Consider the following 21,542-nt stretch of genomic DNA (forward strand, 5'->3'; position numbering starts at 1 on the left):
CCCTAACAGGCCCTAAAACGCACATGCGTGTGCATCCCTGCTGCACTGTGTGGCGCAGAACCATGGTGCAGGAAAGCCGAAAAACACCCAGCCCAGAACCCTTTAGCACCCCATGCAGGGCTTTCTTTTTAACCCAACAGGTGATTTTATAACGATTACGAAAATAAACTGGCTCCATCAAAGCCTGTTTACAGTATCACTTCTGTCTCAAGGTGTCTTGATGCGTCACACAACCGCACTGTGGGGGGCCGCAGCGGCTTTCTCATTCCTCTTAGCCAGTTCCACTACCCTGGCAGCCTCTCACGCCGCCACCCCATTGGGAACGCTGATAGAGTCAGATACCACGTGGCAGAAAGCCCAGCAGAAACAACAGACTGACTCGCTCCCGCATGTTGACCCGGCCAGTTTTGCAAAAATTAGTGCGCACTATCAGGGTATTCTGTCTGCTTTGACGCATATTGACCGCAAAAACCTGCCAGCAGGCGAGAGGGAGAATTATGATGTGTTGCAATATCAGGCAACTGTCATGGCAAACCAGATTGCCTATAAAAGCTACGAAATGCCTGTCAATTCTGACACTACATTCTGGAGTGAGCTTTCCAGCAATGAAGGCGCGCAGTTTACGACAGAGACAGATTACCAGAACGCACTCAAGCGCCTAGGCGATATCCCCCGCTATTTTCAGGAACAAACTGCCAATATGCGTGCAGGCCTGCAACGCGGGTTCACGGCACCTCATGTCACACTTGTTGGAAGAGAAGGCGGCATACGCCAGGTTGCAGAGGCCAAGACACCAGAGGCGACACCTTTTTTCGCCCCGTTTCGGCACTATCCGGCCACCATACCGCGTGACGTGCAGGAAAAACTGACTCAGGCCGCACGGGACATTATTTCCCAAAAAGTTATTCCGACTTATCGTGATTTTCTGACGTTCTTTACAACAGACTACGTGCCGCATGCACGCCAGCCTCTGGCAGCGGAAAGCCTGCCTGACGGTAAACGCTACTACCAGAGCCAGATTTACGAATTTACCACAACCTCCATGACCGCTGAGGCTATTCATGCTTTCGGCCTTGCTGAGATGCAAAAGGTCCATCAGGAAATGATGGAAACCATGGCACAGACAGGGTTTAAGGGCAGCTTTTCAGATTTTCTGAAGTATCTGAGAACAGATGATCAGTTTTACGCCAAAACACCTATGGAATTGTTAAAAGATGCGGCCTGGATTGCAAAGGAGTTCGATGGCAAGGCATCCCGCTATTTTGGCCTTCTGCCACGCAACAGATTTGGTATTGAGCCTGTGCCTGAAGATGAAGCACCTTTTTATACATCAGCACGCGGCGGGGAAGATACGTATTACGTCAACACATATAACCTGAAAGCCCGCGCGCTTTACTCTCTGCCAGCGCTAACACTGCATGAATCAGCCCCCGGACATTCCATGCAACTCTCGCTGGTTGCTGAAAACACGGCTCTGCCTGAATTCCGCAAAAACTATATTTCCGCTTATGGTGAAGGGTGGGCGCTGTATTGCGAAAGGCTTGGCGATGAGATGGGATTTTACCGTACAGCATATGAAAAATTTGGTATGCTCTCCTATCAGGCATGGCGCATAGCCCGCCTGGTTGTGGATACTGGCATTCATGCCAAAGGCTGGACGCGGGAACAAGCTCAGGCTTATTTACATGACAACACAGCCTTAGCTGACCATGAGATTGAAACAGAAATAGACCGCTATATTTCCTGGCCAGGACAGGCTCTTTCCTATTACCTGGGAGAAGCCAAAATATGGGACCTGCGCCACAGAGCAGAACACACTCTAGGCAAAAAGTTTGACATCCGGCGGTTTCATGATGCCATTCTGGAAACAGGATCTGTTCCGCTTTCCACTCTTGATGCTCATATCTCAGACTTTATTACCAAAGAGAGCGCAGTACCCAAATAAAAAGCTCAGATTTCCGGCCTCTATAAAACTTGATAGCGAAGTAAAACAGAGGTTTTTATAAAGAAGGTGGGGAAGGACGACTGCCTTCCCCACCGCAGTGTTCTAGGCACTTCTATAGCAAGAGACAGTGCATGGTCCCGCCAGACACATATGCCGGTTACGTGCGTTTACCGAACATACGTAATGAAGCGCTGTAAACTAAGCCTACAATTACCGTAGGCATCCTTACCCAATAACACCTGCCATGACAGCGACAGAGTTTATGGTCTATTGCGCCTTGCTCAGCGAACTTGTTTTCCAGGTAAAAATTCCAAGAAACATGAGCTGGAGGGATCGAAGAACCCTTGATTGATGTGCTTGGCCGGTAATTTCTGGGTTTTGGCGATTTGATTGACGATTTTTGCGATGGCGTCCAGTCTGCGTTTTGAGCAGATTGGGAGTTGTCTCTCGCTGGATGGCTATGCGCTCGCGTTCAATCTTTCGAGGAAGAGGAGGCGGCGCATATTGTAGACGATATTGGCGAGCCCGCTCCTCATGGTGGCTCGACTGATACCGACAGTCCGGACAAACAGCCCCGTCTGTGACTTCTGATCGGCAAAGACATGCTCGACACGCGAGCGGATGACCGACTTTCCAGCATTTGATTTCTGGATATGCCGGGGCATAGGCTTGAGATGCGGCTTTTTGCGATGAACCTTGGAGACAAAGCCCTGCTTTTCCATGAAGTCTTCGTTGGCTTTTGAGCGATAGGCCGTGTCGGCCCAGACACTTGAGGCCGTATTGGTTTTATCCAGAAGCCCCTCTCTCAATCGCGCGCCATCACTGGCAGCGGCATGCGTTGTTTTCCATTTGCGGATGAACCGGTATTTCCGATCGATGGAAACATGCGATTTATAGCCAAAGAACGGGATGGCGAGATCGCTGGATGGCATGGTTCCATCATCCTGCCGCTTCGCCTTCGTGAACTTCAGTGTCCAGCGCGCATGACGATCCTTGTGCGACAGCTTTGCGGGTTTGTCCTGCCAGTCTTCAGGAATACGTCCTTCCCGAAGATCGGCTTTCTCTGCATTGGTGTTCCGCTGCTTCGGAGCCGCTACCAGCGTGGCATCCAGGATCTGGCCTGACATCGGCAAATACCCGGCGTTACGCAGGGTCGCATCAAAGCGGTTGAACAGCCCATCGATCGCACCCGCCTGGGTCAGACGCTTTTGATACAGCCAGACCGTTTTGGCATCCGGAACCCGATCTGAAAGTCCCAGCCCAAGGAAACGCATAAAGGAGAGGCGATCGTTGATCAGATATTCCGTCCGCTCATCAGACAAATTGTTGAGCGTCTGGATCACCAGGATCTTGAACATCAGCACAGGATCAAATGGCGGTCGTCCGCCCTTGCTTCCATCGGAATACGCCAGGGCCTTGTCCAGATCAGGACGGAACGCTTCAAAATCCACAGTCAGGGAAAACGCTTCGAGCTGATCGCCAAGCCCACTCAGCCGGGCAAGACGCTCTTCAACATCAAAGAAACCAGACTGCTTCATATCGCCATTCCCTCAATCAACGCAGAAGAAATAGAATCATACAGAAGACCTCAAAACCAGGGGGTTTTTAGAACCCTCCACGTCCCTATACGGACGTGCCACTTTTCTCTGGGGCGCCCTGTTTTCTGCCAGCAACCCTATTCTGGGCAGGCAGTGATAAAACAGTCAGGTGTATTTCGTGTTTGCAAGATCAGCCTTGGGGCTGTTTCTTTTTGTCAGGCTCCGTACACAGGGCGAAGTCTGACAAAAGTGCAATCAGGCCTTTATGAGCAATGCGATATGACGCTTGGTCAGATCCGATTTTGCTATGGCCCTTATACAGGAAAGGCGGTCTTGCAACCGGAGTTGCAATGACCGCCTTGTTGTGTGTCTGAACTATTTTTGAGTGTCGTCAGCCAGACCGCGAGAGGCCAGCATGGGGCCAATATCAGGATCTTTGCCATAGAAAGCGCGGAACATGGGGCCGTAGTCCTGCGTATGGCCACGAGAGAGGATCATGTCACGGAAGCGTTGACCGTTTTGGCGGGTCAGACCGCCGTGCTTTTCAAACCATGCGAATGTGTCGTCATCCAGCATTTCTGTCCATAGATAGGCGTAATAGCCTGCGGAATAACCGTTAGCCCAGATATGCAGGAAGTAGCTGGAGCGGTAACGGGGAGGAACGTTTTCTGTATCCAAGCCCATCTTGGCAAGGGCTGTTTTTTCAAACGTATCCACATCCTGCTTGGGCGCTGAAGCGCTTAGGCTGTGCCAGTCCATATCCAGTTCCGCTGCGCTCACAACTTCACCAAACTTGTAACCCTGATTGAATTCTGCGGCCTTTTTTAACTGCGCAACGAGGGTGGCGGGCATGGCCGCCCCTGTCTTGTAATGGCGGGCGTAGTGGTTCAGCACAGTGGCATCCAGCGCCCAGTGTTCATTGAACTGGGAGGGGAATTCCACAAAGTCTCGTGCCACGGAAGTGCCCGAGACAATCGGGTAGGTCTGGCTGGCAAACAGCCCATGCAGCGCATGCCCGAATTCATGAAACATGGTTGTGACATCATCAAACGAGATGAGGGCAGGCTGGCCTGCTGCTGGTTTGGCAAAGTTGGCAACGTTATAGACAACCGGCTTTGTGCCCAGCAGAATGGACTGGCCAACAAAGTTGGACATCCAGGCGCCGCCATTTTTATTGTCACGCTGGAAGTAATCAAAATAGATCAGCCCCAGTGCCGAACCATCTTTGTCAAAAACTTCAAAAACCATCACATCGGGATTATAGACGGGAATATCCGTGCGGCGTTTGAAAGTAATACCGTATAGACGGTTGGCGGCAAAGAAAACACCATCCTGAAGTACAGTATTCAGTTCAAAATATGGTTTGACCTGATTTTCATCAAAGTTGAACTTTTCCTTGCGGAGCTGGTCTGCATAGTAAGACCAATCCCAGGGCTTGAGCTGGAAAGACGTGCTGCCCTTGGGGGTGCTTCTCTCTATCAGGCTTTGCAGGTCACGGACTTCCCGTTTTTGCTCTGTGGCAAGGGCAGGAACGATCTGTGAAATGAAGCTGTGAACGGCTTCTGGCGTTTTGGCCATCTGGTCAAAAAGAACATAGCTGGCGTAATTCGGGTAGCCGAACAGAGCCGCCTTTTGCGCGCGCAGTTGCGCCAGAGTGGCAATGGTTTCGCGGGTGTCGTTCTCACCACCCTTTTCTGCACGGTTCCAGGATTGCTCGAACAGCGCCTGACGCGTTTCCCGGTCTGTCAGCGCTGCCAGGTGAGGTTGCTGCGTGGTGTTCTGTAGGGGCAGGAGCCATTTGTCCGTCAGCTTGCGGTCTTTGGCGGCGTTCAGGGCATTGGTCAGGGCAGCATCATCAAGGCCTGCCAGTTTGGCTTTGTCTGAAACAACCAGAGCGGCGGCTTTTGTGGCTGCCAGAAGCTTTTGCTGGAAGAGTGTTTCCAGCTTGGAAAGCCGGGTGTTCAGATCGCGCAGTTTGGCTTTGTCTGCATCAGAAAGCTGAGCACCTGCGTGGATGAAGGCCTGATAATAGACATCCAGCACCTGCTTTTGTTCGGCATTCAGGCCCAGCGCGTCCTGCCGTGCGTGCAGATATTGTACGCGGGCGAACAGTTTGGGGTTGAGGTAAATACTGTCCTCATGTGCAGAGAGCTTGGGCCCAATGATTTCCTGCACTTTGTCCAGAGTCGGATTCGTATTGGCGGAGTACACACCGCTAAAGGCTTCATTCACCCGATCAAGCAACCGCCCGGAGCGCTCCATGGCGGCAATGGTGTTTTCAAAGCTTGCGGCTTCCGGGTTGTTGGCGATGCGGTTTATTTCTTCCGCCTGCTCCACCATGCCCTGTTCAAACGCGGGTTGGTAATCTGAATCCTTGATCAGATTAAAGGGAGGGGCGTGGTAGGGGAGGGTGCTTTCTGCTGCAAACGGATTAGAGGCCGGTAGGGGGGCGGCATTCGCAGTGAAAGTCCAGCCTGTCAGGCAGGTGGCGGCTGTCATGGCGGACAGCCAGGAACGGCGGATCATACTGTTCTCCTTGAGGCCCGGACCCTTGGTCAATCCGGTATAACGTCAGTCATTCCAAGGCATGCTTCCTCCGGGTTATGGGGCAGAAACAAGGGTGTCAAGGCAGCCCTGTGTCTTTTATGATACAGGATAAAAGAACAGAGAGAATCAGGTCTTTTGGGCCTCGCAAAAAGCAGAAAAATTGAATAAAGACGCTCTGCACACTCTATTCCGAGCGTTAGATGCTTCGCGAGACATGAATAGAGCGCATGAATTCCCTATAGCTATGCATTGCAATGCCGAAAACTGTGTCAAAAATGCGTCATTTCTTGAGCAAAATATTGCACAGCCGGAATTTTGGGATCGACCAATCGAAAAATAGGCTCTTAATAAAGGCACCGCTTTTTAAAAAAGCATTTAACCTTAGTTTCGGGACTATTTTGAATGATACAAGGACATCGTAGGAAGAAGGGAACCTCACTTTCCTTCTCTTTGCTCTACGTCTTGCCCGTTCTGGCGATTAGTAATCCGGTTTTGACAAGCGTTGCAGAAGCTCAAACAAACGCAGAAGTCGCTCCCAAAACGCCTACTAAAACAGGCAAGGCGAAGAAAACTCAGGCTAAAATTGCTACAAAGGCAGCATCTCAGCCCACAGCAGCCGCTTCTACCACCACGTCCGCTACGGTGACGCCCGCTGTATCTGCGACGCAGAGCCAGGCCACTTCCACGGATCAGGATTCCGTGGCGTCAAAAGTTATGAAGCAGGCTTCTGATGTCAGTGCGGGAACGGAATCGAACACAGAAAATGTGACTGTTACGGGGTCACGTCTGTTGCAGAACCGTTTGACCAACACTATGGCTACGACGGAACTGGACGCAGAGCAGATCCAGAAACGGGGTTACACCAATATTGGCTTGGCGCTGATGCGGGAAAACCCGAACTATACCGTTCCGGACAACAGTCCTATTGGGGCGCAAGGGACGTTCGGTGCAGGACAAACTTTTGCCGATCTGCTGAATATGGGTTCCCAGCGTACGCTGACACTGGTTAACGGTCGCCGGTTTGTCTCTTCCGCAACCTCCTCCAATTTTGGTGTGGTCGCAGGTTCGCCGGTGGATGTGGGCAATATCCCGACATTGCTGATCAAGAAGGTTGATACCGTCGTCGGTTCTGGCGGTCCGGTGTATGGGTCTGACGCCATTGCCGGTGTTCAGAACTTTATTCTGGATGATGATTATCAGGGTGTGAAGCTGGACGGCCAGACTGGCTTCAGTCAGCGCCAAGATGCCATCAATTACCGTCTGGCAGGCAAGGTCGGTCGTCATTTTGATCATGACCGTGGCACTATTGTGTTCGATACGGAATACAATCAGGTATTTGGCATGACCAATGCGGATCGTGCCAATTGGGTTGGCGCTGGTGATGATCGCCTGCAGTATGTGCGTAATCAGGCTGGGTCTGGTTATGATCTGGCGCGTGGTGGCAGATACTATCTGCCGTTCACTACTGCTGGTGTGCCATCCATGTCTGGCGCATATTATGACCTTGCCAATAAGTATGGGCAAAATGCTGGAACGGCTATTACCAACTCTGCAGGTCAGCCACTGGTGTTCAGCCAGGACGGTAAGTCTCTGGTGCCGCTGAGTTACGGCAAACTTACTGGAGATGGCCTGACCGCAACCGGCAAAAAAGCGAATAACAATGGTTTCCCGATCAGCAATTACAATAATCTGATTACCAACCAGCAGCGCCTTAACCTGACCCTGTTGGGGCACTACGATATTACCGATCATCTTCGAGCTTCTTTTGAAGGGTGGTATGTTCGGTCTTCAGCGTCCAATATGGCGAACCAGCCTTATTATAATACGCAGCAGTTTGGCGGTGCCATGACGGACATGGATAACGCCAATGGTGCATTACCACTCAGCACCAATAATCCGTATCTGACGTCTGCCGAACGGACGACCATTATCAATAATTTGCAAGCAGCCGGACTGCCCACGGACCAGTTCTATGTGGCGCGGGCAAATACGGACTATTACACGGGAAAATATACAACGAACACCAACCTGTTCCGGTTTGTTGGTGGGTTGCAGGGTGATTTCCATTTTGCAGGCCGCAAATTTGAATGGAAAGGGAGTGCCGAATATGGGCAGTACCGTTCCAGCACGGAAAAGCGGGAAATTCTGACGCAGAACTACATCAATGCGCTGAATGCCGTGCCTGATGGGGCAGGGAACATTGTGTGTGCTTCTGGATATACAAGTGCTGCTTATCCGTCTCTCAACTCAACCTGTTCTCCCCTCAATCCTTTTGGGGTAAATCAGTCCAGCAAAGCGGGTGCGGAGTACATTCAGACAGACGCCCGCACAAAATCCATCAATCAGCAGTGGGATTTTAACGCGGACGTTCGAAGCACCGTGGTGAAGCTCCCCGGCGGGCAGTGGACGTATGACCTTGGATATGAACACCGTTACGAAGGTATGAACTTCAACCCTGGTAATTTCTACCGTGGGGAATTGATGTCTGATGGCTCGTACCAGCAGTACGGCTCTTCCGTGCCCACGATGAGTGTCGGCGGTGCGTACCATACGAACGAAGTCTATGCGGAAACCATGATTCCGCTTGTGTCTCCGCAGATGAACATTCCAGGCGTATATGCGCTGACGGCAACAGGTTCTGGCCGTTATGTGAACAACAGCGCAACGGGCGGGTTCTGGGCCTATTCTGGCGGCGGTAGCTATGCGCCGGTGAAAGATATTGTTTTCCACGGCAACTACACAACGTCTTTCCGTGCACCTGCCATTACGGAACTCTACTCTCCTGACGCTACGGTATTTGACACCGGCACGGACCCGTGTGACGTTTCCTCCATCAACTCAGGGCCCAACCCAGCTCTCCGGCGTGCGAACTGTCAGAAAGCTAGTGTCCCGGCTAACTTCCAGTCCAATATCCAGAAATTTACTATTAAGGGTCTTTCCGGTGGTAACCGGCACTTGCAGAACGAACAGTCAACCCAGTTCACGGGGGGAGCTTCTTTCCAGCCGCGCTGGGTTCGGGGTCTGACAATTGGTGCGGACTTCTATGATGTTCGCGTAAAGAACGAAATTTCTTCTCTTGGGATCGGAAGCATCATGGCCGCCTGCTATGATTCCACGACTTACCCGAACAACCAGTATTGTCAGGCGTTCTCGCGTGATTCAAATGGTCAGGTTAACCAAGGTTACCAGGAAGGTTACTATAATATCGGGACCGAACATTATCGTGCTCTGCAGGCGCATTTGTCTTACTTCTTGCCTTTGAGCAAGCTGGGACTTTCCGAAGATGATGGTGCGCTTCAGACGACTGTGAACTATAAGCACGGCTTTATTCATAATGGCTCAATCCTGACCAGCCAGTATGACTATCTGGGCACATCAAGCGATCTGCGTGACAACTTTACCGCCAACTTTAACTATATGCGTGGTCCGTTGTTCGTGCAGTGGCAGATGATGTATTACGGAAAAGCCAAGTACGCGCTTCAGGTTTCGGATAGCCTATATCCGAATAACACCATGAAGCAGTATTTCATGTTCAACACGACCATTGGCTACACCTTTGCCAAGCACTACAATGTGAGCTTTGTGATGAACAACGTGTTTGACGCCAAGCCGCAGTATCCATATCAGGGCAGCACTAACCGCTACTGGGATGCCATTATTGGCCGGAACTTCCAGGTTCAGGCTGGCGTGGAATTCTAAGAAACTTTGGTCAGGTTGTTTCGGCATCCTGACCATTGCGCCGGGTGGTGTTGGGGGGCATCCTTGTGCTCTGCTCCCCAAAACTTGCTGTTCTCGTATGGTCATGACTTTGTCGTCGCCGAAATAAGGATGCCGCCTTGCTTACTGTTCGCCAAAATCTCGTCGTCACAGCCTTGCTTGCTTCCACTGTTATCGCCAGCGCCCATGCGGCTCCTTCCGATCCTTATATCTGGTTGGAAGACGTTGCATCTCCGCGCGCCATGGCTTGGGTCAATGCTCATAACGCTACAACAACAAAGCGATTGGAAGCCGATTCTCGATATAAAACTCTTTATGAGCAGGCTCTTGCTGCCTACTCTACTAAAGATCGGATTCCTGTCCCAAGTTTTACTCATGGCGAGATCTTCAATTTCTGGCAGGATTCAGATCATTTACGCGGTATCTGGCGAAAAACGACCCTTGTCAGCTATCGTTCCGCCCAACCGCAATGGTCCACGGTTCTGGATATTGACGCTCTTGGTAAGGCTGAGAACAAAAGCTGGGTTCTACGTGGCCTCGATTGTTTGGAACCTGATCAGGAGCGCTGCCTGATTTCTCTTTCCAATGGGGGAGAAGATGCAGTAGAAATCCGCGAATTTGATGTTGAGCGAAAGAGTTTTGTGCTTAATGGTTTTCATCTTCCTCGGGGCAAGCATCGGGTGGCATGGGAAGATTCTGATCATCTTCTGGTTTCGACAAACTGGATGCCGAGTGATGTCACTGCTTCCGGATATCCTTACATTGTTAAACGTCTCACACGTGGGCAAACACTTGCTCAAGCAGTCGAAATCTACCGCGGAGATAAAAGTGATGGCGGGTATGGTGTCGATCCTGCTGTTCTGCGCGATGGACAGGGCAGGCGACTGGCAGTTATAATTCGTCCATTGGACACGTTTCACCATCAGACATTCGTTATTACACCCAAAGGTGTGCAACGTCTTGCTATTCCCGAAAAGGTTGATGTTGTTGATCTGGTGGATAACCGGGTCATTCTTTCCTTGGGTGAACTATGGAAGGGGCACCCAGCAGGTTCCCTTGTTTCTGTAAGCCGCGATGCACTGCTTGCCAATCCGCAGGATCTTGATCCGAAACCAGTATGGGTTCCTGGCCCCAAGGATGCCCAGAACGGCACGACATCAACGAAGAATAACCTGCTTATGGCCACACTGCATAATGTTCAGGGTCGAGCCACCGTTATCAAACCTGCATCGGGGGGACAGTGGAAAACGCAGTCTTTGCCATTACCCAATAATCTTGCCATCAGGTGGGGATCAACTGACTCAGTGTCCGATAATGCCTTCCTTAGTGCCAGTGGTTTTCTTACACCGTCTACACTCTACTTGTCCGACACAGGAAAAGGCACGCTGGAACCCATCAAGACGCTGCCGGCGCAGTTTGATGCCACGCATGACATAGTAGAACAGTTTGAAGCCACTTCCACCGATGGTACGAAAGTACCGTACTTCGTCGTTCATCGGAAAGACATCCATTACGATGGACAGACCCCTACGCTCATGACGGCTTATGGCGGTTTCGAGGCTAGCGAAACGCCGTACTATTCTGCCACTGTCGGTAAACTGTGGCTGGAGCGGGGAGGCGCGTTTGTGCTTGCCAATATCCGTGGGGGTGGTGAATTTGGCCCTAAGTGGCATGATGCTGGCCTAGGTACCAAAAGGCAGGTTACTTACGATGATTTCGCTGCCGTCGCCAAGGATCTTGATAGGCGTAAAATCACCTCGCCACGCCGTTTAGGCATTGAAGGTGGCTCGAATGGTGGCTTGCTGATGGGCGTAGAGTTTATACAGCACCCTGATTTGTGGAATGCAGTTGTCATTCAGGTGCCTTTGCTGGACATGATCCGTATCTCAAAAATCGCCGCCGGCGCATCGTGGCAAGGCGAATATGGGGACGTGAACGCGGACCCTGCTGTTATGGCGTTCTGGCAGAAGACATCGCCATATCAAAATCTGAAAGCAGGTGTGAAGTATCCAGAACCATTCATCTTCACCACGACCAAAGACGACCGTGTTGGGCCACAGCACGCGCGGAAATTTGCTGCGCGAATGGAAGAATTGAAACTTCCGTTCTACTATTATGAAAACACCGAAGGCGGCCACGGCTCGGGTGCGGATCTTAAGCAATCAGCCCGCACGCAGGCCCTGACAATGACATATTTTCAAGAGAAACTGATGAATTGATATTACATATTGTCGGTTAGAGGATGGAAAGTATGGAGTTGTTCTAGGCTCAGGACCTGTTAATTTCTTGAGTTGAGCGGGCTGTTGTGATTCACAGGTTTACCGATGGAGGTGAAGCTGTGAGTGACGTGTTTTTGCTGTCTGAGCACCAGATGGAACGGATTAAGCCGTTTTTTCCACTGGCGCATGGTGTGCCGCGTGTCGATGACCGTCGTGTCCTGAGCGGGATCGTTTACGTGATCCGCAACGGCCTTCAGTGGAAAGACGCCCCGAAAGCGTATGGCCCGCACAAGACTTTATACAACCGGTTTATCCGGTGGAGCCGCCTGGGTGTCTTTGACCGGATCTTCGTCGCCCTGACGGAGCAGGCAGGCCGTTCGAAGCGTCTGATGATCGATGCAACACATCTGAAAGCACACCGGACCGCGGCCTCCCTGCTCAAAAAGGGGCTTTTCCCCGCCATATCGGACGCACGAAAGGCGGACTGAACTCAAAGCTTCACGCTGTATGCGATAGTCAGGGCCGCCCTGTCCGGCTGCATCTGACCGCAGGTCAGGTCAGTGACTTCAAAGGCGCGGATGTTCTGCTGGCAAATCTGCCGGAAGAAACACAAGAAATTCTCGGGGACCGGGGATACGACAGTAATAAAATCAGACAGTCTCTCGCAGACCGGAATATCACCGCCTGTATTCCGCCGAAGAAGAACCGGAAATCAAAGCCGCCTTACGACTGGCATCTGTATAAAAAGCGTCACCTCATCGAAAATATGTTCGCAAAGCTCAAAGACTGGCGGCGTGTCGCAACACGCTACGACCGGTGCGCTCACACATTCATGTCAGCAATCCATATCGCAGCAAGTTTCATCTTCTATCTCAAAGAATGAGTCCTGAGCCTAATCCCATGCTCCCGGCACAGGTCAGGAACCGGGACACCGCCCTCAGCCTGGCGGATCACACCCATGATCTTGGCGTCAGTAAAGCGATCACTCTTCATCAGAATCTCCTCAATTCTTACGCTGAGAAAATTCTCATTCAAAAGTCACTCTTTTTATGGGGGGATTACCATAAGACATCCTAAACCTCATCAATCCTGATAATTTAAGCTACGGCTTTCAATTCATAGTCCACATGGAACCCATCGTAAGGAAATACGACTTTATCGCCGATCTTTTCAAGCAGACCTGCTGTCAACAAGACTTGAATATCACCGTGAGTAGCTTTCACGTCCCGTCCAATGAGCTTACTCAGACCTCTTATCGACATGGGCTTTCGGCCTGACATCACCTGCAACAACTCCTGACGACGTGGTGTCAGCGTTCTCCACATGAGATCAAGCGTTATGAATGTATGACGGGGCTCCTGTTTTTTACCTTCAAACGCTGCAGCCAGTCGTTTGCCCACCTCATCCAAACCATCGAAACCAATCAGAAGAATTTCTTTCTTCTTCTGGCTACGCAGAACGTCTTTCATTTCAACCATTCTCTCACATCCTCCAAAAAATCATCTTTTAAGGTCTGCAAATCTTGAAATGTGTAAGAAACTTCTACGGCTCCTATGTGTTTATGGTCTCCTTTTCCTGACTCATTGTCATATCGCAGAACGCATTTGCCATCCGATATCAGAGCCAGACGATACTTGTAGTGGTGCAAACTGCCTCTCAAGGGAGAAGGAACCTCCCAGACCACCAATTCGATAAACACCCGTTCTGAAAGGGTGATTTTCTCTTTCATAATGGAACGGGCTTTCGTCATGGAGACGATTATAATTTAGCATGTTGTCGTTGTCCACAACAACAACGATTCCTTGGCGCGACGGCACCACTGATAGAACACCAATTGTTGAGTATATTTACCCTATACCATACTTAGCTTCAAACTCCGTCTTTTTTCGAAAATCCGCCCCCTTCCCCATCCACTACTTCCGATAATTTTCCTTGTCGGAAGTAGATTGACAGCGCCACCCGGGCGGGGAATTATTCTCTCTGAACGATGATTGTCGCCGAAACCGGAGCCCTATGATCATGCAGCCCTCTTCATCCACTCCCCGTACCGCCCGCCGCTGGACCACGCCGTGGCGCAATATGCTTTCGCCTTCAAGTGGTCTGACGCTCTATGAGCGCTTCGAGCAGGCTATCATGCTCGTCCTGATCGGTCTGATCATGGCCGTTACGGTCTCGGCTACCGCTCACCTCGTGGTGGCGGTCTGGCACCTGCTCTCCAGTTCTGCCGTCGATCCCACGGACCAGGGGGTGTTCCAGACCGTTTTCGGGGCCGTCTTCACAGTTCTGATCGCCCTCGAATTCAAGCGCTCCCTGCTGGCCGTGCTCGCCCATGGCGAGAATATCGTACGGGTGCGCACGATCGTCCTGATCGCCCTGCTCGCGATCGCACGCAAGTTCATCCTCCTGGACCTGCAGACCATCGCACCCATGGACGTGCTCTCCCTCGCCGCTGCGGTCCTCGCTCTCGGGATCGTCTACTGGCTTGTGCGCGACCAGGACGCCCGTGCCGACGCACGCATCCGCCAACAGGACGCGTCCCTCAGGAAGGATGTGCCGGATGCTCAGTGAGGTCCGCGTTCTCGGGTCACGGGCCAGAGCGCATCGCGCGATCCTTGAGCGGGTCGATCGCCTCACCCGCAGCCAGCTGGAGCACACAGACCTGACGGCAGCCAGCCAGATCCTGTCGACGGCGCGATTTTCCCCTCCCCTTCCCCTAGTGATCGCTGGAACCGAGATGCCCGATGGGGCGTATGCGCCCGATCGCACGATCGGGCGCGCCATGCCCTATCTCGCCGCGGCCGAGCATCTGGCACGCGATCATCTCGGCGATGCGCCGATCGGATCCGAGCTGGCGGTCGGGCTGGAAATCGACGACGGTATTCCACGGTTCGTGGCCTGGATCCGAAACATCGAGGAAGAAGCCACTCCCGTTTCCGCTCCCCCTGCCCGACCACCACCGCCCGTCGGGCAGACGCCGGTAACTGTCGCCCGCTGGTTCGCCCTCGTGTCTTCCCAGCCGGTCCCCGCGCACGACGGAAAGCTGCACACCGCACGCCAGGCGGTGGACGCCTACGTGCAACGAAGCAAGGCCGCCAACACGTTACGGGGATACCGCGCCGCTGTGCGGGCCTGGTGCCAGTGGGCCAATACCCACGACCTCCCTGCCCTTCCCGCACGCAGTGAGGACGTCGCCGCTTATCTTGCCGACATGGCGCTGCGCAAGCGCAGAACCAGCACCATCGATCTTCACCGGGCCGCCTTGCGCTATCTGCATCATCTTGCACAGGTTGCCGTGCCGACATCCCATCCCCTTGTTTCGGCCACGCTGGCCGGTATCCGGCGGGAGGACGACGATCCTGCACCACGTCAGAAGACTGCCCTCACCTGGGACCGGCTGACCGAAGCGGTCGATGCGATCCAGGGGCAGGATCCGGTTGCCGTCCGTGATCGTGCGATCCTCCTGCTCGGTTTTGCAGGAGCATTCCGGCGCTCCGAGCTGGCCGGTCTGGAGGCCAGCGACATCGTCACCGACGATGATGGCATGCGGATCCGGCTGAGGCGATCGAAAGGCGACCCGGCCGCAAAAGGGGTGCTGATCGGCATTCCGCGTGGGATTACCCGGAACTGTCCGGTGCGGGCCTATGAAGCCTGGCTCAGGATCGCCGGCATAGAAGCTGGGCCGGTGTTTCGACGGATCTGGCTTGCGCCAGTATCCCGGCCCGGTGAGCCCCCTGCACCGCCGAAGATCGGTGCTGTCGCGCTCTCCGACCGTTCTGTCGCGGACATTATTCGCAAGCGGTGTGGTGCGGCTGGTCTGGAAGGCGACTTCTCGGGTCATAGTCTTCGGCGCGGTGCCATTGGCACCGGCGCAAAGGACGGCTACGACCTGCTGGAACTGAAACGCTTCTCCCGACACAGAAGCCTGCAGATCGTCGAAACCTACATCGACGAAGCGAGTATCAAGGAGAGACATCCCGGGCGCAGTAGGTTCTAGGGCCTGTTAGGGCTTGATCCAGTCTGCTGCGGCAGCGATGTGGATGACCGCGAGGAACGACGTTGCTGTTTTTTCGTATCTGGTTGCGACAGCGCGCCACTCCTTGAGGCGAGCCCAGAGGTTCTCGACAAGATGTCGACACCGATAGGCCCATTTTGGGCAGGCGACCGGGCCATCGCGTCGTTTCGCAGGAATGGCGGGCCGGGCTCCCATGTCCCATATCCGTTCACGAAAGGCATTCGACGCATAGCCCTTGTCCGCCACTACCCACAGGGGAATGGCGGGAAGGTTGTCGAGCATGGCTGGTGCCAGGGGCAGTTCATGAGCCTGTCCGGGGGCCAGCGCAAAACCGAAGGCTTTTCCATGTCCATCAGCGATCACGCAGACTTTCGTGCCATAGCCGCCGCGAGAGCGGCCAAGTGCTTCACGATGGTCCCGCTCTTCGAAAGAGGCCCCTTTTTTTGGGCTCCCGCCGCCTTGTGGTGAGCCCTGATGTTCGTACCATCCAGAAAAGTCATTCCGAACGCCACTCCCTGTTGTTCCTGAACCAGTTCGAGCAGGCGTTCCCATACGCCGAGTTTCGCCCAGCGGATGAAAAGCTGCGCCGCCCGCCACCATGGACCCAGTTCAGCGGGGATGCTCCGCCATTTCGCGCCATTCTCATGGCGCCAGAAAATTGCTGCTATCGTACGCCGCAGATCATGGGGCGGCGTCTTGCCCCTTGGGCGAACCGCCTCAATCAGAGGTTCCCAGATCGCCCATGTCTCGTCCGTAAAGGTGCCTGTTCTGTCTCCTTCTTCCATCCCTACAATATGGGAAGAAATTCAAGATCTAACAGGCCCTAGGATCAGAACCGATTTTATGAAAACCGGGTCTCTGTATGCAACAAAGGCAGCGGTCAGGACAGGCCATGATGTGCCACGAATGAGTATGACCGCCGCTTCTTTTCCTCGGGCCTGAATGGATAACTACTGACTGACGGCCGCATAAACGCCGTCGCCTCCATTACTCATCACTAAGGCAAAACCAAACGCGACAGCCTACTTGAACTTTTTTACACACGTATCCCGAGGACTTTGGCGTAACCATGAGAACTTTGGCGGGGAAAACTGGGGACATTGGCGGGACTAAGTGGGAACTCTAGCGGAGCAATGTAAGGAAGATTAAGGATTTTTTGAATTTATTCCGGGGACTTTGGGGGGACATACTAATAAAGATAATAAAAATACAAATATTTGGCCGGCACGATTTGACGGGCCCGCCAAAGTTCCCACTTTCCGCATTCAAAATTGCTGCTAAGTTTATCCAAAGTGTAAAGGAGCCTACGTGTGGGGACTGTTCACCAGCTCATAGAGGAACACGGTCGCCAAGGAGCGTTGTCGTTCGATGAAGATCGCAAAGTAATCGAAATTGCGGCGGACTATATGGCCTATGAAGACCCTGGCATAGGTTTCCTTTACAGCGGCTTTGCCCACGTTGGACTGCCTCATAAGCGATTGGCCGATGACGCTGTTTGGCAGATTGAAACTGACAGAGCCGTGATGATTGTTGAACCAGGCCGAAGAGCAGTCCGAGGCGCAAGTCCCATCTCAGTCGGGGTACCTTTTGGCAGTAAAGCTCGTCTTATTATGCTTTATTTACAAACTGAGGCCATCAAAACACAAAACCGCGAGATCGAGCTAGGGAAGTCTCTCAGAGATTGGCTAAAGAGGATGGGTATCCCTCAAGGTGGAAAATCTATCAAAGACGTTAAAGAACAAGCCGAACGCATCTTTCGCTGCCGGATGTCTTTTCATTTTCAAGCTGGGAACTCTAGCGGGTTAATCAACCAAAATATCGTTGATGGCGCAATTTTCGTCGACCACAAAGACGATGATGGGAGACAGCAATTTCTCGAGCGCGCCAAATTGTCAGAGATATTCTTTGAGCAACTACAGAAGCATCCTATCCCAATCGAAGAAGCGGCCATTAAGGCTCTAAACGGGCATAGTCAGGCATTAGACATATATTGCTGGCTCGCGTACCGCCTACACGTATTGAAGACACCTACGGCGATCACTTGGCCTGCGTTGAAAGCACAGTTCGGCGCTGGTGTGACCCGTATCGATCATTTTCGACCTAAATTCATAGACAACTTGAAACTGGCTCTTGCAGTCTACCCTTTTGCTAAAACTGATATTACAAAAGTTGGGTTGATTCTCCATCCATCTCGACCACCTGTGGCCCCTCGCACGAAGGGTATAGCCCGCTAAAGTCCCCACGACAGGAATGGCGTATAGCAACATCACTGAAGGCTGTATTTGCCTGATCAACCCCATGTTTGACGGGTTAGAAAAGGCATAGCGTAAACAAATCCCACTAGAGTTCCTACTATGGAGAGATCATAGAGTAGCGAAACTTACAAGGATGTCGCACCTCTGTAACCGACAGTGGACTCATACCAATCTCGCAAGAGTTACTCGCCGTCAGAGTAGAGGAACGAACGCAACCACCACCATAGCAGCAATAACGAATAAAGACGGCTCCTGTTTTGCTCAACATCTAAAATGACAGAGTATCAGGCGGCGAATCTCTCTAACGTTCCCACATCTTGTTAGGGAGGAGATAAAAGACGCTACAAGCTCGCACCATGCGATATCTTCCGGTCAGAGAATGCTAGAGGCCGAGCGCTTGTGAACTAATGAAGGAGATGGCCAAGATTCTCTTCGATTTCCGATGCCCGGTTATTGATAGAGGCTATCTCATCTTCAAGTTTTTGCTTTTGCCTCATTAGTCTTTTATACTCCTCTTTCAGGGCTTCAATATTAACGCGTCCAGTTGGTTCAGGCAAAAAGACCGTTTCTTTGCGCAAACGTGCTATCTCACGACGCGTAACATCTGGCCTTATGAGGCCCCTATCTTTCGCTAATTGCAACTGACGCTCGTTAAGAAGCGTAATTTGGTAGGCTGTTCCGTAGCTCCCTGGACAAAGATCCCGGGGGATGACACCGTCTTCCACGGCTTTCGCAATGCGGCGCAGTTGAGTTGCAGTGGCGTCCGAAAATGGGAACAATCGCTCTGATCCTTGACGTAGTTTGACATACTCCGATTTAGATAAGACCGTTTCTAGGTCAAGTAATGCGCGCCCGATAGCGAGGAACGCGTCACGTGCTTGACTCCAATTTTGGTTAACTTCAGCCCGCACGGCCAATATTTTAGATATTTTCTCGTTGCTCGTGGCGACCGAAGTGCCAGCGAAAATATCCTGAATGGCACTCATAACATTTGTATCCACGCTCACCCGCTCAGTGAGCATGTGAGCACGTGGATCAACGATGTCCGGCGCAACCTCATCTTCCATCATGTTTTTTAATGAGCTTCTAGAAATGCGATGTGACTTACTCATTGATTGATTTTCCTGTCAACGAAAGCCCATAGTTCTTCGAACGGTTCTTGACCTCGACTTTTGGTGAAATCAAGAAGTGTCAAGCCTTGACCACTAGGAACGTGGACATCCTCCAATTGTGGAATTTCAACGGGCGCAACATCAGCAACCTTAATTAGCCTGCCGCGAACCCTGGCAAACGAATTGGTGCGACGGTTGGCTCGGTTGAGCACAACAGCCGAGTTGTTCGTTGATTGTCTTAGCACTTCGATCCAGGGTGCTACACTATCGACGTCGTCCTGCGTGCAAGCTGACGGAACGATAACTATGTTAGCTGCTTGCGCCAGACCTGTAATTGCAGACATATGGTCTTCGACGCTAGGCGGGGTGTCAATAATCGCTATATCATAACCGGACGATCTGCCAAGGCCGGCCCGCCAATCTTGCAACTGAGCCGCAACGACAGGAATATCGATAAAATCTGGCATTTTCAAACGAAGCGCGGACCGGCGTCTGCCCCACTTGTCTATGGTCCCTTGGCGGTCAAAGTCGATTCCAATAACTTTTTTACCTTGCTGCGCAGCGGCAACGAGGAGATGCCTCGTTATGACCGACTTTCCGCTACCACCTTTGGGCGAGGATATAAGTATGATTTTCGTCATAAGGTTGTTCGCTCCAATTAGACATGTCTAATTTTTCTAACGTCGTGAACATAACGAGCCAGCCCACCTCCATCAAGCTGTTAATTAAATTAGACATGTCTAATTTTGCAAGGGACCCGTTTATGGTGAATACGCTATTCCATTTATTGATGAGGTCGTTCCCTGAGTTAGCCTCAAACTCTGCGTTAGCGCGGGGTTTGAAGCCAACGCACAAAAAAAAAGCAAAAGTAGCGGCTATCTCATTATCTACGGACCAGTCCTACGGCGTGTCGCCAGTTAATCGCTGAGAGCATTGTGTGAGGGTTGTACTTTCTGTTGCTCTTTGCTGACTGGTTTCTCGGTTTTGGGGGAGAGAAACAGATGCAGCGCTACGGTTTACGCGATGATCAATGGGAGCGGATAAAGGACCTTCTCCCCGGTCGTGAAGGTCATGTCGGCGGCACGGCTGCTGACAACCGCCTGTTCGTGGAGGCCGTGCTGCATCGCTATCACGCGGGCATTCCATGGCGTGACCTTCCTACTCGTTTCGGGGACTGGAAAAATGTCCACCGGCGTCTGCGGCGGCGGTGTGAAAGCGGTGTCATCGACAGCGCGATTGTCCGGGCGCATCAGCACAGTGCCGGAGCCCTCAAAAAGCAGGCACAGATCACGCAATCGCCAGCGCACCACACCATGAGCCGCGGGAATGGGGCGGAGCTGTCACGTTAACTGTAGTGTGTTGAGTAACGCTCTGCCGTGAAGTTTTCAGGCTGTCAGCTGGGTGGCCTTGTTCCATTGGGCGAAGGCGCGGATACGATGGATGTGACGGTCCAGGGCGTTGTGGATGGAGGCTGGCGGGACGAAGAGGTTGCGGACGGCGGAGAAGACGGAGACGAAGCGCTGGCAGCCTCCGGGAGAGCGGAATTTCTGCATGACCCGTTCGCGTTTTCGCAGTGGCAGATGACTGTTCTCCGCCCTGTTGTTCAGTCCCTTGTGGGACAGATGCCTGAACGTGAGCTTCAGTTTCCGTCTGGCCGCACCGTAGGATCCCAGTTTGTCGGTGACCATGCGCGCGGGCCGGATACCCTGCTTTTTCAGCAGCCGCGTCAGCAGACGCCGGGCGGCTTTGGTGTTCCTGCGGCTCTGCAGGATCTCGTCAAGGATATAGCCATCCTGATCAACGGCGCGCCACAGCCAATGTGGCTGGCCATGGATCACGATCTGGACCTCGTCGAGATGCCAGATATCACCGGCTCTGGCGGCCTTACGGCGCAGCGAGCGGGCAAAGGCCGCGCCGAACTTCTGGCTCCAGCGACGGATCGTTTCATACGACACAATGAGATCGCGTTCGAGCAGCATCTCCTCAATCACGCGGAAACTCAGCGGAAACCGGAAATACAGCCATACCGCATGCGCGATCACTTCGCGTGGAAAACGATGCCTTTTGTAGCTCACAACCTCTTTGCTCATCACTCCTCTCTATCACACTACAGGTAACGTGACAGCTCCCCCCGAGGAATATGACCGCATGGGCTTTCCGGACATGATCCGCTCCGCCAACGAAGCCGGACTGCTCA

At 52.5% G+C, this 21,542-nt stretch carries 15 protein-coding genes and 2 pseudogenes; 8 read left to right on the plus strand and 9 right to left on the minus strand.

The genetic code is table 11. The features are described 5' to 3' along the window. Positions 1-220 precede the first annotated feature (220 nt). Positions 221-1,945: a DUF885 domain-containing protein gene (locus QWU00_RS16495; protein WP_150395678.1), complete on the plus strand. Its 1,725-nt coding sequence runs from the start codon at positions 221-223 to the stop codon at positions 1,943-1,945. 458 nt (positions 1,946-2,403) lie between these two features. On the opposite strand, the gene QWU00_RS16500 is transcribed toward QWU00_RS16495, so the two are convergent. Together QWU00_RS16500 and QWU00_RS16505 are read right to left on the minus strand one after the other, a co-directional pair. Then, positions 2,404-3,483: an IS5 family transposase gene (locus QWU00_RS16500; protein ID WP_150395679.1), complete on the minus strand. Its 1,080-nt coding sequence runs from the start codon at positions 3,481-3,483 to the stop codon at positions 2,404-2,406. 375 nt (positions 3,484-3,858) lie between these two features. Then, positions 3,859-6,009 carry a M3 family metallopeptidase gene (locus QWU00_RS16505; RefSeq protein WP_150395680.1) on the minus strand — a complete coding sequence of 717 codons (2,151 nt, stop codon included), beginning with the start codon at positions 6,007-6,009 and terminating at the stop codon, positions 3,859-3,861. A 423-nt stretch (positions 6,010-6,432) separates the two neighbouring features. Between QWU00_RS16505 and QWU00_RS16510 the strand changes: the two genes are divergently transcribed. The 3 genes from QWU00_RS16510 (at position 6,433) to QWU00_RS16520 (ending at position 12,849) form a co-directional block, all read left to right on the plus strand. Further along, on the plus strand, positions 6,433-9,729 hold the full coding sequence (locus QWU00_RS16510; protein ID WP_150395681.1) for a TonB-dependent receptor plug domain-containing protein: 3,297 nt from the start codon (positions 6,433-6,435) through the stop codon (positions 9,727-9,729). Positions 9,730-9,866: 137 nt separating this feature from the next. After that, positions 9,867-11,966 carry a prolyl oligopeptidase family serine peptidase gene (locus QWU00_RS16515; protein ID WP_150395682.1) on the plus strand — a complete coding sequence of 700 codons (2,100 nt, stop codon included), beginning with the start codon at positions 9,867-9,869 and terminating at the stop codon, positions 11,964-11,966. Between the two features lie 119 nt (positions 11,967-12,085). Next, a protein-coding gene (locus QWU00_RS16520) for an IS5 family transposase (protein WP_099045773.1) occupies positions 12,086-12,849 on the plus strand; the annotation gives its coding sequence in 2 pieces (ribosomal slippage) (positions 12,086-12,419 and positions 12,419-12,849; 765 coding nt in all). Between the two features lie 11 nt (positions 12,850-12,860). Here the strand turns inward: QWU00_RS16520 and QWU00_RS16525 are convergent. From QWU00_RS16525 to QWU00_RS16535, 3 genes and pseudogenes are all read right to left on the minus strand, one after another. Further along, positions 12,861-12,959 (minus strand): annotated as a pseudogene (locus tag QWU00_RS16525) (transposase); the annotation flags it as partial. 104 nt (positions 12,960-13,063) lie between these two features. Continuing rightward, entirely contained in the window at positions 13,064-13,444 is a 381-nt protein-coding gene (locus QWU00_RS16530; protein ID WP_061490238.1) for an HVO_A0114 family putative DNA-binding protein, read from the minus strand. Then, the gene (locus QWU00_RS16535) at positions 13,432-13,716 is read right to left on the minus strand and encodes a toxin-antitoxin system TumE family protein (RefSeq protein ID WP_035362983.1); all 285 of its coding nucleotides are present in this window, start codon (positions 13,714-13,716) and stop codon (positions 13,432-13,434) included. Before QWU00_RS16535 ends, QWU00_RS16530 begins: the two co-directional genes overlap by 13 nt. Before the next feature lie 263 nt (positions 13,717-13,979). Here QWU00_RS16535 and QWU00_RS16540 point away from each other — a divergent pair, with 263 nt between their 5' ends. Further along, positions 13,980-14,534 (plus strand): phosphate-starvation-inducible PsiE family protein, encoded by a 555-nt coding sequence (locus QWU00_RS16540; protein WP_408835052.1) that lies wholly within the window; start codon positions 13,980-13,982, stop codon positions 14,532-14,534. Then, positions 14,524-15,960 carry a tyrosine-type recombinase/integrase gene (locus QWU00_RS16545; RefSeq protein WP_150395683.1) on the plus strand — a complete coding sequence of 479 codons (1,437 nt, stop codon included), beginning with the start codon at positions 14,524-14,526 and terminating at the stop codon, positions 15,958-15,960. The genes QWU00_RS16540 and QWU00_RS16545 overlap by 11 nt, the downstream gene beginning before the upstream one ends. A gap of 6 nt (positions 15,961-15,966) precedes the next feature. On the opposite strand, the gene QWU00_RS16550 is transcribed toward QWU00_RS16545, so the two are convergent. Further along, positions 15,967-16,763 (minus strand): IS5 family transposase gene (locus QWU00_RS16550; RefSeq protein ID WP_197459167.1). Its coding sequence is split into 2 segments (ribosomal slippage): positions 15,967-16,424 and positions 16,424-16,763, totalling 798 coding nucleotides; the frame shifts between segments, so codons are not numbered across the junction. A 525-nt stretch (positions 16,764-17,288) separates the two neighbouring features. Between QWU00_RS16550 and QWU00_RS16555 the strand changes: the two genes are divergently transcribed. Further along, on the plus strand, positions 17,289-18,212 hold the full coding sequence (locus QWU00_RS16555) for a replication protein RepA (RefSeq protein WP_193562569.1): 924 nt from the start codon (positions 17,289-17,291) through the stop codon (positions 18,210-18,212). A gap of 425 nt (positions 18,213-18,637) precedes the next feature. Here the strand turns inward: QWU00_RS16555 and QWU00_RS16560 are convergent, their stop codons facing one another. Together QWU00_RS16560 and QWU00_RS16565 are read right to left on the minus strand one after the other, a co-directional pair. After that, entirely contained in the window at positions 18,638-19,345 is a 708-nt protein-coding gene (locus QWU00_RS16560) for a hypothetical protein (RefSeq protein ID WP_150395695.1), read from the minus strand. Next, a complete protein-coding gene (locus QWU00_RS16565; RefSeq protein ID WP_150395694.1) occupies positions 19,342-19,986 on the minus strand; it encodes a ParA family protein in 645 nt (214 codons plus the stop codon). The genes QWU00_RS16560 and QWU00_RS16565 overlap by 4 nt, the downstream gene beginning before the upstream one ends. Positions 19,987-20,346: 360 nt before the next feature. Here QWU00_RS16565 and QWU00_RS16570 point away from each other — a divergent pair. Next, a pseudogene (locus QWU00_RS16570) lies at positions 20,347-20,550 on the plus strand (transposase); the annotation flags it as partial. 180 nt (positions 20,551-20,730) lie between these two features. Here the strand turns inward: QWU00_RS16570 and QWU00_RS16575 are convergent. Next, positions 20,731-21,435, minus strand: coding sequence for an IS6 family transposase (locus QWU00_RS16575; RefSeq protein ID WP_150395693.1), 705 nt, complete (start codon positions 21,433-21,435; stop codon positions 20,731-20,733). Positions 21,436-21,542: the final 107 nt, after the last annotated feature.

It is taken from the genome of Acetobacter tropicalis (assembly GCF_030644465.1).
GTDB lineage: Bacteria > Pseudomonadota > Alphaproteobacteria > Acetobacterales > Acetobacteraceae > Acetobacter > Acetobacter tropicalis.